14 protein-coding genes are annotated in these 15,040 nt (G+C 63.7%); 11 read left to right on the plus strand and 3 right to left on the minus strand.

Annotation, left to right across the window (positions count from 1 at the left end):
• The 5 genes from C8D77_RS01385 (at position 1) to C8D77_RS01410 (ending at position 5,260) form a co-directional block, all read left to right on the plus strand.
• Positions 1-315, plus strand: a complete 315-nt coding sequence (locus C8D77_RS01385; RefSeq protein ID WP_146211756.1) for a hypothetical protein — start codon at positions 1-3, stop codon at positions 313-315.
• Entirely contained in the window at positions 279-1,502 is a 1,224-nt protein-coding gene (locus C8D77_RS01390; RefSeq protein WP_109658814.1) for a site-specific integrase, read from the plus strand. The genes C8D77_RS01385 and C8D77_RS01390 overlap by 37 nt, the downstream gene beginning before the upstream one ends.
• Complete coding sequence (locus tag C8D77_RS39035) at positions 1,499-1,939, plus strand: GIY-YIG nuclease family protein (protein WP_109658815.1); 441 nt, start codon at positions 1,499-1,501, stop codon at positions 1,937-1,939. The genes C8D77_RS01390 and C8D77_RS39035 overlap by 4 nt, the downstream gene beginning before the upstream one ends.
• Before the next feature lie 146 nt (positions 1,940-2,085).
• Complete coding sequence (locus C8D77_RS01400) at positions 2,086-4,362, plus strand: transglycosylase domain-containing protein (protein ID WP_109658816.1); 2,277 nt, start codon at positions 2,086-2,088, stop codon at positions 4,360-4,362.
• 145 nt (positions 4,363-4,507) lie between these two features.
• Positions 4,508-5,260, plus strand: a complete 753-nt coding sequence (locus C8D77_RS01410) for an SDR family NAD(P)-dependent oxidoreductase (protein WP_109658817.1) — start codon at positions 4,508-4,510, stop codon at positions 5,258-5,260.
• 26 nt (positions 5,261-5,286) lie between these two features.
• Here C8D77_RS01410 and C8D77_RS01415 read toward each other — a convergent pair whose 3' ends face one another.
• Positions 5,287-6,207 carry a zinc-binding dehydrogenase gene (locus tag C8D77_RS01415; RefSeq protein ID WP_109658818.1) on the minus strand — a complete coding sequence of 307 codons (921 nt, stop codon included), beginning with the start codon at positions 6,205-6,207 and terminating at the stop codon, positions 5,287-5,289.
• 108 nt (positions 6,208-6,315) lie between these two features.
• Here C8D77_RS01415 and C8D77_RS01420 point away from each other — a divergent pair, with 108 nt between their 5' ends.
• Positions 6,316-7,125, plus strand: a complete 810-nt coding sequence (locus C8D77_RS01420) for an AraC family transcriptional regulator (protein ID WP_109658819.1) — start codon at positions 6,316-6,318, stop codon at positions 7,123-7,125.
• A 57-nt stretch (positions 7,126-7,182) separates the two neighbouring features.
• Here the strand turns inward: C8D77_RS01420 and ybaL are convergent, their stop codons facing one another.
• The gene (ybaL, locus tag C8D77_RS01425; RefSeq protein WP_109658820.1) at positions 7,183-8,967 is read right to left on the minus strand and encodes a YbaL family putative K(+) efflux transporter; all 1,785 of its coding nucleotides are present in this window, start codon (positions 8,965-8,967) and stop codon (positions 7,183-7,185) included.
• A 224-nt stretch (positions 8,968-9,191) separates the two neighbouring features.
• Positions 9,192-9,641, minus strand: a complete 450-nt coding sequence (locus C8D77_RS01430) for a baeRF12 domain-containing protein (protein ID WP_109658821.1) — start codon at positions 9,639-9,641, stop codon at positions 9,192-9,194.
• 417 nt (positions 9,642-10,058) lie between these two features.
• On the opposite strand from C8D77_RS01430, the gene cysG reads away from it, so the two are divergent.
• The 5 genes from cysG to C8D77_RS01455 all read left to right on the plus strand — a co-directional run bounded on the left by cysG (position 10,059) and on the right by C8D77_RS01455 (position 14,960).
• On the plus strand, positions 10,059-11,510 hold the full coding sequence (gene cysG / locus C8D77_RS01435) for a siroheme synthase CysG (protein WP_109658822.1): 1,452 nt from the start codon (positions 10,059-10,061) through the stop codon (positions 11,508-11,510).
• Positions 11,507-11,812 carry a DUF2849 domain-containing protein gene (locus tag C8D77_RS01440; RefSeq protein ID WP_109658823.1) on the plus strand — a complete coding sequence of 102 codons (306 nt, stop codon included), beginning with the start codon at positions 11,507-11,509 and terminating at the stop codon, positions 11,810-11,812. The genes cysG and C8D77_RS01440 overlap by 4 nt, the downstream gene beginning before the upstream one ends.
• A 43-nt stretch (positions 11,813-11,855) precedes the next feature.
• Positions 11,856-13,526 carry a nitrite/sulfite reductase gene (locus C8D77_RS01445; protein ID WP_109658824.1) on the plus strand — a complete coding sequence of 557 codons (1,671 nt, stop codon included), beginning with the start codon at positions 11,856-11,858 and terminating at the stop codon, positions 13,524-13,526.
• Positions 13,501-14,265, plus strand: a complete 765-nt coding sequence (locus C8D77_RS01450; RefSeq protein ID WP_109658825.1) for a phosphoadenylyl-sulfate reductase — start codon at positions 13,501-13,503, stop codon at positions 14,263-14,265. Before C8D77_RS01445 ends, C8D77_RS01450 begins: the two co-directional genes overlap by 26 nt.
• 161 nt (positions 14,266-14,426) lie before the next feature.
• Positions 14,427-14,960 carry a DUF934 domain-containing protein gene (locus C8D77_RS01455; protein ID WP_109658826.1) on the plus strand — a complete coding sequence of 178 codons (534 nt, stop codon included), beginning with the start codon at positions 14,427-14,429 and terminating at the stop codon, positions 14,958-14,960.
• The last annotated feature ends 80 nt before the right edge of the window (positions 14,961-15,040 follow it).

The following is a 15,040-nucleotide window of genomic DNA, read 5'->3' on the forward strand; positions in this document are numbered from 1 at the left end:
ATGTCTCGCCGCGCGATCCCGCCGCCACCATTGAGGCTCGATGATCTCCCGATGTTCGCCAGCGACATCGAGATCGCGGAGGCCATCGTGGGGCGGGACAACGCGGAAAAATGGATGCGGGAACGGTTGCCGGCCCTTGCCAACAAGCCCGGTTTCCCGGCTATTGATGAATTTCACGGCGGACGGCCGGTCAAACACGTCATCCGGTTCTACGAGAAATGGCTCGGAACGGATGCGTCGAACGCGACGGCACCGCCCGGCAAAGCGGATCCTGGGCAATGGAAGACGAAGAGCAGATCAAAGCACCCGGCCTGAAATGGGCGAAGCGCGCCAAGGGGCGGGTTCCAACCTGGGTAGCCGACGAGGACGACGTCAAGAGAGGCTATGTCCCGAAAACGGTGAACCTTCAGTTCCTCGCCGACCAGCCAGAAATGCTAAGGGCGAAGTGCGATTCCCTTCAAGCCGAGATGGTGCTTTGGCGAACCGGGTATCGAGCCGATCCCTTGAAATTCGATGGCACCGTCAAATCGCTGCTTTCCATCTATGAGACACATCCTCGAAGCCCATACCACAAGCTGAGGCCGGGCTCGCTGGTGCCCTACAATCACTATCTGAGGAGCCTCAAGGGCCACATCGGTACGGTCCGAGTCGACGATATCAGTGGCGTCGACCTCATGGACTGGCATGACGTCTGGTCGGAAAACGGGCGCTATCTCGCCGCCGCCGCAATGGCACGGGCAGTGCTATTCGCGGCGACGAGCTTCGCCATAATGCTGCGGCTGCCCGGCTGCGCGGAACTGAAGGTCGTCCTTATGGAGGCCGGCAAGACGATGCCGCAACCGAAGCCCCGGAAACAAGCCGCCACGGCGGCACAGATCACCGCCGCCCGAGCGGCAGCGCACGTCGCCGGCCGGCCGTCATCGGCGCTTGTCTATGCTCTGTGTTTCGAGACCACGCTACGTCTGTGGGATGTCATCGGACAGTGGTGGCCGATGGATATGGGAGGCATCTCCGAGGTTCTGGATGCCGGTCGCGAGTTGAAATGGTTTGGCCTCCGCTGGGAAGACATCGATGCCGATCTCGTGCTTCGGTATGTCCCGTCGAAAACTGCGGATAGCTCCGGGGCCGAGATCTCCTATTCGCTGAAGAAGGCGCCGATGGTGATGGAGGAGCTGAAGCACTGGCCGGTCGATATCAGAACGGGGCCGATGATCGTCGCTGAGGAGACCTCGCTTCCGTACCGGGCCAAGATCTTTGGGCAGCGGTGGACCGTCGATCGGAAAGCCGCCGGGCTGCCGGCAAAGCTCTGGGCGCGCGATCTGCGGGCCTCCGGCATCACCGAAGGGCGTGCCTCCGACGCCTCTCTGGCGGATGCGCAGAAGGTCGCCGGCCACTCAAACATCGGCACAACCGAGAAATATGACCGTGCCGTGCTGGAGGCCGCTGACCGTTTTGCCGACGCCAGAATGCGGCGCCGTGAACAGCAAAAGGGCAGGGAATGACGAAGCCAAGACGACCGCACCATGTGTACATTTTGCAAGACGCTGAGTTCTGCAAGATAGGGCACGCGGAAGACCCAATGGGGCGCCTGAAGCAAATGATGGTTGGAAGCCCTCGCGATCTGCGCCTCGCGCACGTCTTTCGATTTGAGAATCGGGAGACGGCAATCGCGGTCGAAGGTGAAGCTCACCGGCATCTGTCCAGATATCGCATTCGCGGAGAGTGGTTCCTCCTGTCACCGGCCGCTGCATCTGATGGCGTCAGGGTAGCTAGTGCAGGCGCAGGGCATTTCAGATTTGAAAGCCGTGGGAGACTGGATCTGGCGCATGGAAGTATGGCCGCAGCATCCGGATCGCCCGCCATCGACTATGACCTGCGAATTGCACGCCTCCGATTTGCCGAAGAACATAGCGGTAACGCTGGCGGTAACGGGCGGTAACGGATCGACTTTTGCAAGCCGAATTAAGCTGCAACTTCAAACGCTTAAAAACATCAGTGCTCCGGGCAATTTTAACCCGCCCTTAAATCGCCGCATCTACTCTTCAACCCGAACGCCATAGGCATCGGGGATATCAAGCACAGCGCATGGCGAACCGCAGAGACAGTCGCATCGAACCCAGTTTCGAGGGACCGCCGCAGGCGCGATCCTCAGCGGGGCTTTCGGCGAACGAGGAGGATCGCGTCGTGCCGAGCAATCGCAAAGCCTCCGCCAAACGCAAGCCGGCCAAAGGGAAATCGTCGCGGGTCAAGCGCGACAGGAGCCGGCGCGGCCTGTTCGGGGTCCTCGGCCGGCTGTTCTACTGGTGCTTCGTGCTCGCCATCTGGGGCGGCATCGCGGTGGCCGGCATCGTCGTCTACTACGGCGCCAAGATGCCAGCGGCGACGACCTGGTCGATCCCCGACCGCGCGCCCAACATTAAGATCGTCTCGGCCGATGGCCAATTGCTCGCCAATCGCGGCATGAGCGGAGGCGAGGCGGTCGGGCTGCATGAAATGTCGCCCTATATCCCAGAGGCCGTCATCGCCATCGAGGACCGCCGCTTCTATTCGCATTTCGGCATCGACCCGATCGGCCTGTCGCGCGCCATGGTAACCAATGTGCTTGGCGGACATTTCTCGCAGGGCGGCTCGACGCTGACCCAGCAATTGGCCAAGAACCTGTTCCTGACGCCCGACCGCACACTGGAGCGCAAGGTGCAGGAAGTGCTGCTGGCACTTTGGCTGGAGCACAAGCACACCAAGGACCAGATCCTCGAAATGTATCTGAACCGGGTCTATTTCGGTTCCGGTGCCTATGGCGTCGAAGCGGCCTCGCGGCGTTATTTCGGCAAGAGCGCGCGCGACGTCACCTTGTCGGAAGCCGCATTGCTTGCCGGCCTGTTGAAGGCGCCGTCGCGGCTGTCGCCGGCACGCGATCCGAAGGCTGCCGAGGAACGCTCGCAGTTGGTGCTTGCCGCCATGCGCGACGAGGGCAAGATCAGCGCCAAGGAACTGACCTCGGCGATGAGCGCGCCGGCAACGCGTGCGCCGTCCTACTGGACCGGCTCGGAAAACTACGTTGCCGACACCATCATGGAGGAACTGCCCGACCTGATCGGCGACGTGCGCGGCGATATCGTCATCGACAGCACCGTCGACCTGAATCTGCAGAAGCTCGCCGAACAATCGATCCGCAGGCTGATCGACGACAGCGGCAAGAAGCTCAACGTCACCCAGGGCGCCCTGGTGTCGATCGACGATTCCGGCGCAGTGCGCGCCATGGTCGGCGGCTACGACTATTCGACCAGCCAGTTCGACCGCGCCTCGGAAGCACGCCGCCAGCCGGGCTCGGCGTTCAAGCCGTTCGTCTATATGGCCGCGCTTGAGGCCGGCCGCACACCCGACAGCGTGCGCAACGACGCGCCGATCAAGATCGGCAACTGGACGCCCGACAATTATGGCGGCAAGTATTTCGGCAAGGTGACGCTGGCCACCGCATTGGCCAAATCGCTGAATTCGGTCGCGGCCCAGCTGACCATGGAGGTAGGGCCGAACGCGGTTGTCGAGGCGGCGCACCGCATGGGCATCCAGTCCGACCTGCAGTCCAACACGTCGATCGCGCTCGGCACCTCGGAAGTGACGCCGCTGGAACTGACATCGGCCTATGTCCCCTTCGCCAATGGCGGCTACAAGCCGGATATCCATTTCATCCGCCGCGTGACGACCACGGAAGGCAAGGTGCTCTACGACAGCGGCGGCGGCAGCGCGCCGCGTGTCGTCAAGCCCGAGATCGTCGGCATGATGAACTCGATGATGACGGGTACGGTCGAGATCGGTACCGCCCGGAAAGCGGCTTTCGCCTGGCCATCGGCCGGCAAAACCGGCACCAGCCAGAATTCGCGCGATGCCTGGTTCGTCGGCTACACCGCCAACCTCACCACCGGTGTGTGGTTCGGCAATGATGACGGCAGCCCGATGAAGAAGGTCACCGGCGGCGCGCTGCCGGCGCAGGCCTGGCACGAATTCATGGTCGCAGCCCACGAGGGCGTGCCCGTGCGGCCGCTGCCCGGCACCTGGAAATCGACGCCGGCCGACACCATCGTGCCCGACGAGATACCCTCGGCAAACAACGCGCCGCCGGCGCCGGTTCCATCCGTGTCCGTCGGCCAGCAGGCGCCGCAGGCGCGGCCGGCCGCGCCGGTCGCCCAAGCGCCAGCACCGGTCCGCGCGGCCCGTCCTGCCCAGACCGTCGATGCCGATGGTCTTTCCATGCCAGAGGATGACGGGGCCACCGCGTCGATCAAGCACCCGGTGCCGCCAGGCAACGTCGGCGGCCCGCGCAAGAAGCGGCAAACCTCGATCCTCGATCTCCTTGGCGGCTAAAGCGCGTCGCGCGCTTTAGCTCTTTGTTTATATGCATGTCGTTGCCTCAAAACCGAGGCCACTTTTGAGCGACATGCATTAGCGGCGACTCGCCTCTCGCCACCTCGGCGGCGTTCGGCTACATCTGCCGGCCGGAGACCCTGAAATGGCTGAACTCGACACCAGAAAGACCATCGTGCTGACCGGCGCCAGCCGCGGCATCGGCCACGCCACGGTCAAGCGTTTTTCGCGCGAGGGCTGGCGCGTCATCACCTGCTCGCGCCAGGCCTTTGCCGAGGACTGTCCCTGGCCGGCAGGTCCTGAGGACCACATCAAGGTCGATCTCGCCGATCAGGAGGATGTCGGCATCGCGGTGTCGGAAATCCGCCGCCGGCTGGAAGCGCATGGCGGCCAGCTGCATGCGCTGGTCAACAATGCCGGCATCTCGCCGAAGCTGAAGGACGGCAACAGCCGCATGGACTCGATCGACACGCCGATGCATGTCTGGCGCGACGTGTTCCAGGTCAATTTCTTCGCGCCGATCATGCTGGCGCGCGGGCTGTTCAAGGAACTGGCGGCGGCCAAGGGCTCGATCGTCAACGTCACCTCGATCGCCGGCACCCGTGTGCATCCCTTTGCCGGCACCGCCTATGCGACATCGAAGGCGGCACTCGGCTCGCTGACGCGCGAGATGGCGCATGATTTCGGTCCGCATGGCATTCGCGTCAACGCGATTGCGCCCGGCGAGATCGACACCGCGATCCTGTCGCCGGGCACGGACAAGATCGTCGAGACGATCCCGTTGAGAAGGCTTGGCACCACGGCGGAAGTCGCCGACATCATCTTCTTCCTGTGCTCGCAACAGGCGTCCTATGTGACGGGTTCTGAAATCCACATCAATGGCGGCCAGCACGTGTGAGCGGCCGGCTTCAGGCCGCGGACTGCTCATTCGGCCATGGTGAGAACAGCCTTGCCGCTGAAGCTGCGCTGCCGCAGCGCGTCCAGGGCTTGGGCGATGTCGGTCCACGGCACGGTCAGGGCCACGCGCGTTTCGAGCCGGCCGGCGGCGACCAGAGCGAGCAGCGAGGCGATGTCCTCGCCAATGCCTGGACCAGACGTGTAGTAGGCAAAAGTCTGAAGTCTTGCCCCTTCATGATCCGGAACGAACTGGCGGAATCCGATGGGCGTGAGTTCGCCACTGCTTGAACCGAACATGACGATGGTCCCGCCAGGTGCGACGCGCTCGATCGCGTGTGCGAGGCTTTCGCCGCCCACCGACTCCATGATCAGCGAAAACGGTCCCTCGGCCAGTTCGATCGCTTCGACAACCTGCTCGGCTCCAAGGCCGCGGAGGTCCTCGCCGTGCCGGGAGGCGGCGACCGCGGTCACCGAGGCGCCTTGCTCGCGGGCGATCTGGATCTGGAAACGACCGACCGCACCGCTTGCGCCGGTGATCAGGACCTGCTGGCCGGTCAGGTCGCCGCCATGGCGCAAAGTCCTCAGCGCCGTCGTGCCGGCGACCGGAAGCGTGGCTGCGGAAACGAAGCTGACGTCATCAGGCAGGACCGCGAGACGGTCGGTTGGAACGGCGACCCGTTCAGCCCACCCGGCCTGGTCGACCAGAGCCGCAACCCTTGTGCCCATGGCTGGCCCGGAACCATCGGCTGCTGCCTGTTCGACAAATCCGACGATGTCCTGGCCCGGTATCCAGCCGCTCTGACGGATGGCGAGCAGCCGCAGTTCGCCGCGGTTCAACGAGGTCGCGCGGACCGAGACAAGCGCTTCGTTCGAGGCCGGCTGAGGTTCGTCGAGCTCCGCGAGCTTCAGCCCGGTCGCGCTATCGGAAGAGATGACTAGGGCAAGCATGGTTCACACCTCACTGTTGCGCGTTGGACGCACGGCAGTGGAACCTATCGATTTTTGCCTTTGAATAATTTAGAGATCAAAGAATCTGATCGCTAAAAACAGTCAATCATGAGACAACCCCTCCGCTACCCTTGGTTCAATTTCGATGTGGATGACCTTTCCGCGCCGGCGATTGCCGTGCGCGTCGACGTCCCCGAGACCAGAGCGGAGGTACCCTCCCATTGGCACCGCAAAGGCCAACTCGTCTTCGCACTCGGAGGTGGCGTCACATGTCGCGTCCCCAGCGGCCTGTGGATGGTGCCGCCTCATTGCGGGGTGTGGATTCCAAGCGGCATGGAGCACAGCAATGTCGCAACCGCCAATGCCCGTATTTTCTTCGTCTATATCGAGCCGGGAGCTGCCGATCTGCCGGACAGATGCTGCACGCTCTCGATCTCGCCGCTGCTGCGCGAACTGATCATTGAGCTATCCGATGGTGTGCAGGACGATCAGGCGAGGGATGAGCTTCTGACCAGAACCCTGCTCACCGAGCTGCCGCGCATGCCTGTCCAGCAACTGCATCTGCCGATCTCATCCGAGCCGCGCTTGCGGCGGATCGCCGAAGCGTTGGCGCAAGATCCTGCCGACCGCAGCACATTGGCAGAATGGGCCAATCGCGTTGCGCTCAGTGAGAGCAGTCTCGCCCGTCTCGTGGTGAAGGAGACTGGCTTAAGCTTCGGGCGCTGGCGTCAGCAATTGCACCTGATCGTCGCAATACGAGAGCTGGCCTCCGGCGCCAGCGTGCAGCAGGTTTCGGGCGATCTCGGTTATGAATCTGTCACGGCCTTCATCACGATGTTCAAGAAGGCGCTGGGGAAGCCTCCCGCAAAATACCTCAGCAGTGTCGTGCTCCATGGCGGCTCTGCATTCGTCGCGTGATCAACCCGCCTGCGAGCAGACGATCGACACGGCAACCTGTCGCCAATCACGGTCGGCTCAGGCCGCGGACGGTTCGGCAGCCCACGGCTTGTGGCCAAGCACCTCTTCGACAATGCCGCGGGCGATCTCGCGCTCGCCCATGATCACCGTGTTGGCGCCGAGGCCCTTGAGGTGCTCGACCTCGGCGTCGGAATGGGCGCGGCCGATGACGTTGATGCCGGGGTTGGCTGCACGTGCCCTGAGCACGATCTGGCCGGCCTCGAAGGCATTGGGAATGGCCAGGATCAGCCGCTTCGCCCCTTCGGGATTGGCGGCGGCGAACACTTCGGCGTTGGCCGCGTTGCCGGAGACCGTCTCGATGCCATCGGCCTTCAGCCTCGCCAGTGTCTTGTCGGCATCCTCGACGACGAGGAAGGGCAGGGCGGCTTCTTTCAACGATGCCCCGACGAGACTGCCGACGCGACCATAACCGATCAGGATGGCGTGGTCGGTGAGGGTTGTCCTGGGCGGCGGCCCGTCTTCCGCTTTCGTCGTGGCTGCAACAGAGGCCACCTGGCCCGGTTCCGTCGCCGGGCCAACCGGCTTTGCCTCGACAGGCGGTGCCGTCCTGGCGGCGCGCCGCTCCAGCCATGGCTTCATCCAGTCGATGGCCAGGAACATCAGCGGGTTCAGCACGATCGACAGGATGGCGCCGGCCAGAATGAGGTCGCGACCTTGTTCGGGCAACAGTTTCAGCCCGACGCCGAGCTCGGCCAGGATGAAGGAGAATTCGCCGATCTGGGCAAGACTTGCCGAGATCATCAGTGCGGTGGCCAGGGGATAGCCGAAGGCAACTACGATGACGAACGCCGCCAACGATTTGCCGATGACGATGATGGCCAGCGTCGCCAGGATCGGCCAGCCATTGCTGATCAGGCTGAACGGGTCGAACAGCATGCCGACCGAGACGAAGAACAGCACGGAAAAGGCATCGCGCAGCGGCAACGATTCTTCCGCCGCGCGGTGGCTGAGTTCGGACTCACTCATGATCATGCCGGCGAAGAAGGCACCCAGCGCCAGCGAGACACCGAACAGTTTGGCTGCGCCAAAGGCGACGCCGAGCGCTATGGCGAGCACCGCCAGCCGGAACAATTCGCGCGAGCCGGTGTGGGCGACATAGTGCAGGATCCAGGGAATGACCCGGCGGCCGACCACCAGCATGACGACGACGAAAGCGGCGACCTTGGCCAGCGTGATGCCGACGACGCCCCAGATGCCGTAGCTGGCCGGCAGCGACAGCAGGCTGCTTGCATGGGCGTCCGCCTGCTCCTGGCCGCCGAGCACACCGGCCAGCGCCGGCAGCAGCACCAGCGCCAGCACCATGGCCAGGTCCTCGACGATCAGCCAGCCGACGGCGATGCGGCCGCGCTCGGTCTCGATCATCCGCCGCTCCTGCAGCGCGCGCAGCAGCACCACGGTCGAGGCGACCGACAGCGCCAGGCCGAAAACCAGCCCCGCGCCCATCGACCAGCCGAGCATCCACGACAGCCCGGCGCCGAGCGCGGTGGCAAAGCCGATCTGGACGATGGCGCCGGGCACGGCGATGGCGCGCACCGACAGCAGATCCTTCAACGAGAAGTGCAGGCCGACGCCGAACATCAGCAGGATGACGCCGATTTCGGCCAGTTCGTTGGCAAGGCCGGCATCGGCGACGAAGCCGGGCGTGTTCGGCCCGACCAGCACGCCGGCTACGAGATAACCGACCAGCGGCGGGATACGGAAGCGGTTGGCGAGAGCGCCGAAGACGAAAGCCAGCCCCAGACCGGCGACGATGGTGGCGATAAGGGGCGTGTCATGCGGCATTGTCTATGGAGCGCCTTTCGAAACCAGCGATGTCGGATGGGCGCCGCCCGGAGCCGCCGCCTGGTTGCAATATGGTGGATGGGGTGTCGGCGATGCAACCCGCAAAGCCATGAAATCGACGGTGCGGCCGCAAAAACTTGGTCGGCCGGCGGAGAAGCCGCCGGTCGAATTTGAAGTCGCGCGATGATATTCGGTTTCGATCCGGCGCGTTCGATCGACACCAATCAGGCTGCCTGCAGCAGGGCCTCAATCTCGAATACGGCGTGGTTGGTCAATGTCTTGGGAATCTCGGCGATCACTTTGTCCCCGACTTCCTTGTGCAGCTTCTTGCGCATTGTCCCAAGCAGCATCGGCGGTGCGACAAGCACGATCTCGTTGAACTCGCCGCCATGTGCGAGCTTGTAGAGCCGGGCGGCGATCTCATCGGCGAAACGCTCCTTGCCGATGCGGTGCCAGTCCGTATCTTCGACCGCGCTGCGGTGTACGGAGGGACCATCATTGTATCGGCCCGGGCTGTCACTGCCTTGCTCGCGGGTGGGCGGGTTGTCCTGCTGCATTTCCTGCACCACCTCGAGATTCGGATATTTGTTGTCGCCGGCGTTCCTGAGGAAAAGCGCCTTCTCGCCATCGGCCACCATGACCCAGATGCCGTGCTTCAGATTGATTGTGCTCATGGTGATAGGCTCCTTTTTTGAGTCGCTCGGGCATCTTGTGACATGCCGCGGCCGGGTTCGATCTGACGCGATGGGCTTTTTGGGGAACGCGCCCCGAGCCGGTAATGTTCCAACCAGACCCTCGCGGGTGTTGGCAATTCGGTTGTCCAATGCCTGCGGCTTTAATCTACTAAATTGGTAGAATTTAGAAAAAACTGTTTTGCGGCATTTCTCGCCGAGCGCTAAAAGAGCTGTAAATCAAGGCCTGCGACAGCAGCTTGAATCCGCTCCATCCACCAACGAGGAATATTTTTCTCTTGGCTGAGATGCTTTCAGAAAAGCGATTGCATCCCGACAGGCGATGCGCGAGTGCGTTCCTTCTGGTTTCTCGCGCTCGCGCGTAGAACTGCAAGCCTGTTCAGGATTCCGCTCGCGCCCATGTCGCACACTACTCCCAAGCTCAATGCCTTCCCCGTCTTCATGCGGGTCGAGGGGCAGACCGTGGCCATCGTCGGCGGCGGCGAAGAGGCGCTGGCCAAGGCGCGGCTGATCGGACAGTCGAGCGCGGTCCTGCGGATCATCGCGGAAAATGCCGAGCCGGCCCTGCTGGCCTTCATCGCTCAGACTGGCACGAACCATTTTGCCGCCGCCTACGACGCGTCGCAGCTCGAAGGCGCGGTCATGGTGTTTGCCGCCAGCGGCGACGAGGAACTCGACCGCCGCGTGGTCACGGATGCGCGGCGCTTAAGCATTCCGGCCAATGCCGTCGATCGGCCTGAGCTTTGCGATTTCTTCACCCCGGCGCTGGTCAACCGCGCACCGGTCGCCATCGCCATCGGCACGGAAGGTGCAGGCCCGGTGCTTGCCCAGATGCTGCGCGGCCGCATCGACCGCATGCTGTCGCCGTCGCTCGGGCCGCTGGCAATTCTTGCCGCTTCGTTTCGCGGGGCTGCCGAGAATCTGCTGCCGAGAGGCAATGCCCGCCGTCGCTTCTGGAATGATTTCTTCGCTGGCGCTCCTGCCCGCGCGGCTGAAGCCGGCCAGCTTTCGCAGGCGCATGACGCCGCCGTCGATCTTTTGCTGTCGAATGTGCCGGCTTGCGGCCACGTCGCCCTGGTCGGCGCCGGCCCTGGGGCCGAGGATCTTTTGACCTTGCGTGCCCATCGTTTGCTGATGGAAGCCGATGTCATCGTCCATGATGCGCTGGTGCCGGAGGCGGTCGTTGCCATGGGTCGCCGCGATGCTGAGCGCCTGCCGGTCGGCAAGCGCAAGGGCTGCCACACCAAGAGCCAGGCCGAGATCAATGCGTTGCTGGTCGAGCTTGGCCGTGAAGGCAAGCGTGTCGTGCGGCTGAAGTCTGGCGATCCGCTGGTGTTCGGCCGGGCCGGCGAAGAGATGGCGGCACTGCGCGATGCCGGCATCGCCTATGAGGTGGTCCCGGGCGTCACCGCGGCCTTTGCCGCCGCCGCCGATTTTGAACTGCCGCTGACCTTGCGCGGTGTTTCCTCGTCGATGGTGTTCACCACGGGCCACGACCTCAAGGGCAATTCGCTGCCCGACTGGGCCAAGCTCGCTATTTCGGGCGCCACCGTCGCCGTCTATATGGGCCGCTCGGTGGCGGCCGAGGTAGCCGGCCGGCTGATCGAGGCCGGGCTGTCGCCGGATACGGCGGTGGCCGTGGTCGAGAATGCCAGCCTTGCCAACCGGCGCCGCTTCCACGGTACGCTTGCCGACCTGCCGTCGCTGGAAGCGCGCGCCGATCTTTCCGGTCCGGTCATGACCATCATCGGCGATGCGGTCGCCGGCGCCAACTTTGAACGGTCCGAGCCGCTCGCGGCACACAGGCATGAAGGCGCGTCCAGTTCGGTCGCCGAAGGAGTTCAGCAATGAAGATACTGACCGCCAACCGCCTGACCGACGGCATTGCCGTCTGGTATGCCGATGGCGGCTGGGCCGAGACGGTGGACCATGCCGACCTCGCCCATGACAAGGCAGCCGAGGATAGGCTCGAGGCGATCGGCGCCAAGGCCTACGCCGCCAACGAAGTGGTCGACGTCAATTTGATCGATGCGGACGTCGTCAACGGCGTCGTCGAGCCGGTGCGGTTGCGCGAGAAAATCCGCGCCGCAGGCCCGACCATCCGCAACGATCTCGGCAAGCAGGCTGGCAAGCAGTCAACTTGGGCAGCATAACCAAGACACCAGGCATGGGCGGACGCGCCCTGAAAGACGAAGCATGTACCGTTACGATGAGTTCGACCACGATTTTGTCCAGGCCCGCGTCGCCGAGTTCAGCGACCAGGTCCAGCGCCGCCTTGCCGGCGAGATCACCGAGGACCAGTTCCGGCCGCTGAGGCTGATGAACGGCGTCTACCTTCAGCTGCACGCCTACATGCTGCGCATCGCGGTGCCCTATGGCACGCTGAACGGCAAGCAGTTGCGCATGCTGGGCCACATCGCCCGCAAATACGACAAGGGCTACGGCCATTTCACCACGCGCCAGAACATCCAGTTCAACTGGCCGGCGCTGTCGGACATTCCGGCGATCCTGGCCGATCTGGCAAGCGTCGAGATGCACGCCATCCAGACCAGCGGCAATTGCATCCGCAATGTCACCGCCGACCATTTCGCCGGTGCTGCCGCCGATGAGGTCGCCGATCCGCGCCCCTATGCGGAAATCCTGCGCCAGTGGTCGTCGGTGCATCCGGAATTCTCGTTCCTGCCGCGCAAGTTCAAGATCGCGGTGACGGGTGCCGAGCGCGACCGCGCCGCCATCCAGACCCACGACATCGGCCTGCACCTGAAGAAGAACGCCGCCGGCGAACTCGGCTTCGCCGTCTATATCGGCGGCGGCCAGGGCCGCACGCCGATGGTCGCCCGCAAGATCCGCGACTTCCTGCCGGAAGCCGACCTCTTGTCCTACTGCACGGCGATCCTGCGCGTTTACAACCTCTATGGCCGCCGCGACAACAAGTACAAGGCGCGTATCAAGATCCTCGTCCACGAGACCGGCGTCGAGGAAATCACCCGCCAGGTCGAAGCCGAGTGGCAGGAATTGAAGGACGCGGAGTTGAAGCTGCCGGAAGCCGATATCCGCGCCATCGAGGCCTATTTCGCACCACCGGCGCTGACCGAGCGGCCGGAGGGCGACCAGGCGGTCAAGCTGGCGCGGCTGGATTCCAAGGGGTTCTCGGAGTGGCTCGACCAGAATGTGGTGACGCACCGCCATCCCGACTACGCGGCAGTGACGATCTCGCTCAAGGGCATTGGCGAGGTGCCGGGCGACGCCTCGGACAGCCAGATGGAAGCGGTCGCTGACATCGCCGAGACATATGCCTTTGACGAGCTGCGCGTCAGCCATGAGCAGAACCTGATCCTGCCGCATGTGGCGCGCGCCGACCTCAAGGCGGTCTATGATGCGCTGGTCGGCATCGGCCTGGCGACGGCCAATTCCAACCTGATATCGGACATCATCGCCTGCCCTGGCCTCGATTATTGCGCGTTGGCCACGGCGCGCTCGATTCCGATCGCGCAGGAAATATCGCGCCGCTTCGCCTCGCTGGAGCGGCAGCGCGAGATCGGCGAACTGAAGCTGAAGATCTCCGGCTGCATCAACGCCTGCGGCCATCACCATGTCGGCCATATCGGCATCCTCGGCGTCGAGAAGAAGGGCTCCGAGCTCTATCAGGTGACGCTGGGCGGCTCGGCCGACGAGAACACCTCGGTTGGCGAGATCATCGGCCGCGGCTTCTCATCGGATGAGATCACCGACGCCATCGAGCAGATCGTCGAGACTTATCTCGGCCTTCGGCTCGACCCACAAGAGAAATTCATCGACGCCTACCGCCGAGTCGGTCCTGCGCCGTTCAAGGAGGCGCTCTATGCTGGCGAAGCCAAGGCCGCTTGACCATATTGCCGATGTCGATGACGGCATCGCCGCCAAGGCGGCGGGGCTCGATGCGCTTTACGGTCATCTGAACCCGCTCGAGATCATCGAACGCTCGGCCCGCGAACTGTTCCATGACGAGATCGCCGCAGTGTCGTCGTTCGGTGCGGACTCGGCTGTGCTGCTGCACATGATCGCCAAGATCGACCGCACGCTGCCGGTCATCTTCCTCGACACCGGCAAGCATTTCGAAGAGACACTCGGCTATCGCGACGCGCTTGCCGCCGATTTCGGGCTGACCAACATAAGGGTGATCAAGCCCGAGGAAGCGGCGCTCAAACGGATCGATCCGATGGGCAATCTGCATCAAAGCAACACCGACGCCTGCTGCGACGTGCGCAAGGTCGAGCCGCTGGCGCGTGGCGTCGCCCCCTTCCGTGCCTGGTTCACCGGCCGCAAGCGCTTCCAGGCCTCGACCCGGGCAGCACTTCCGGTGTTCGAAGCGGTCGGCCCGCGCATCCGTATCAATCCGCTGGCGCACTGGACGACATCGGACCAGGCCGACTATATGCGCGCGCATGCGTTGCGCGAAAATCCGCTGGTCGCTTATGGCTATCTGTCGATCGGCTGCTTCCCGTGCACGCAGCCGGTGCAGCCGGGCGAGGACGCGCGCAGCGGCCGCTGGGCCGGTCATGCCAAGACCGAGTGCGGCATTCACCTGTCGGGGCTGGAGAAGTCGCTGACCGACGCATCCCTTTAGGGTATGTTGATATACAGGTGAGGCCGGCTTGCGAACGGCAGCTTCCGGTGCTCACGTACTTCAAGTACGCTCCCTCCGGTTCTCGGAAGCCACCATTTTCGGCGCGGCCTGACCTGAACCTCAACACACAATGAGCTTCTTTGAATTTTTAGGAATTTTTGATGACTGAACCGACGACACCGGAGATCCGCCTCTGGACCCCGACGGGTTTTCGCGAGGACGAGTGGGCTCATGCCGAAAGCGCGGACGCGCTGTCCGGCAACGGCCGCTTCATCCTGCCGCTGCAGGCGTTCCTCGATCTCGATCCGGAGGTGCGCCGCTCCGCCAGGGAACGGCTCGGTGTGGTGCTGCAGCCCGGCGATCAGCTCGAGAAGATCGCCGATCTACTCGACCAGCTCTCGCTAGTAGCGCTGGTCTTCCCGGCCTTCAGCGATGGCCGCTCCTTCTCCAAGGGGGAGTTGCTGCGCAGCCGCCACGATTTCGAAGGTGCGGTGCGCGCCACCGGGCAGGTTCTGGTCGACCAGTTGCCGCATATGCTGCGGCTGGGCTTCGACGAGTTCGAGATTTCGAATCCGGTGCTGTTGAAGCGGCTGGAGGAGGGACGTACCGGCGGATTGGGGCTCTACTACCAGCCAGCCGCCGTGCCGGAACCAAAAGGGCCGAAATATTCCTGGCGGCGCGTTCGCAACAGCTGACGTTGCGGTAATTCCGCGCGTCTTTACATCAGCTGTGATCGGGCCTTCTCTTGGTCGTCCGTACGGAAATATCCGCCGGG

Source organism: Mesorhizobium loti (assembly GCF_003148495.1).
GTDB classification, from domain to species: domain Bacteria; phylum Pseudomonadota; class Alphaproteobacteria; order Rhizobiales; family Rhizobiaceae; genus Mesorhizobium; species Mesorhizobium loti.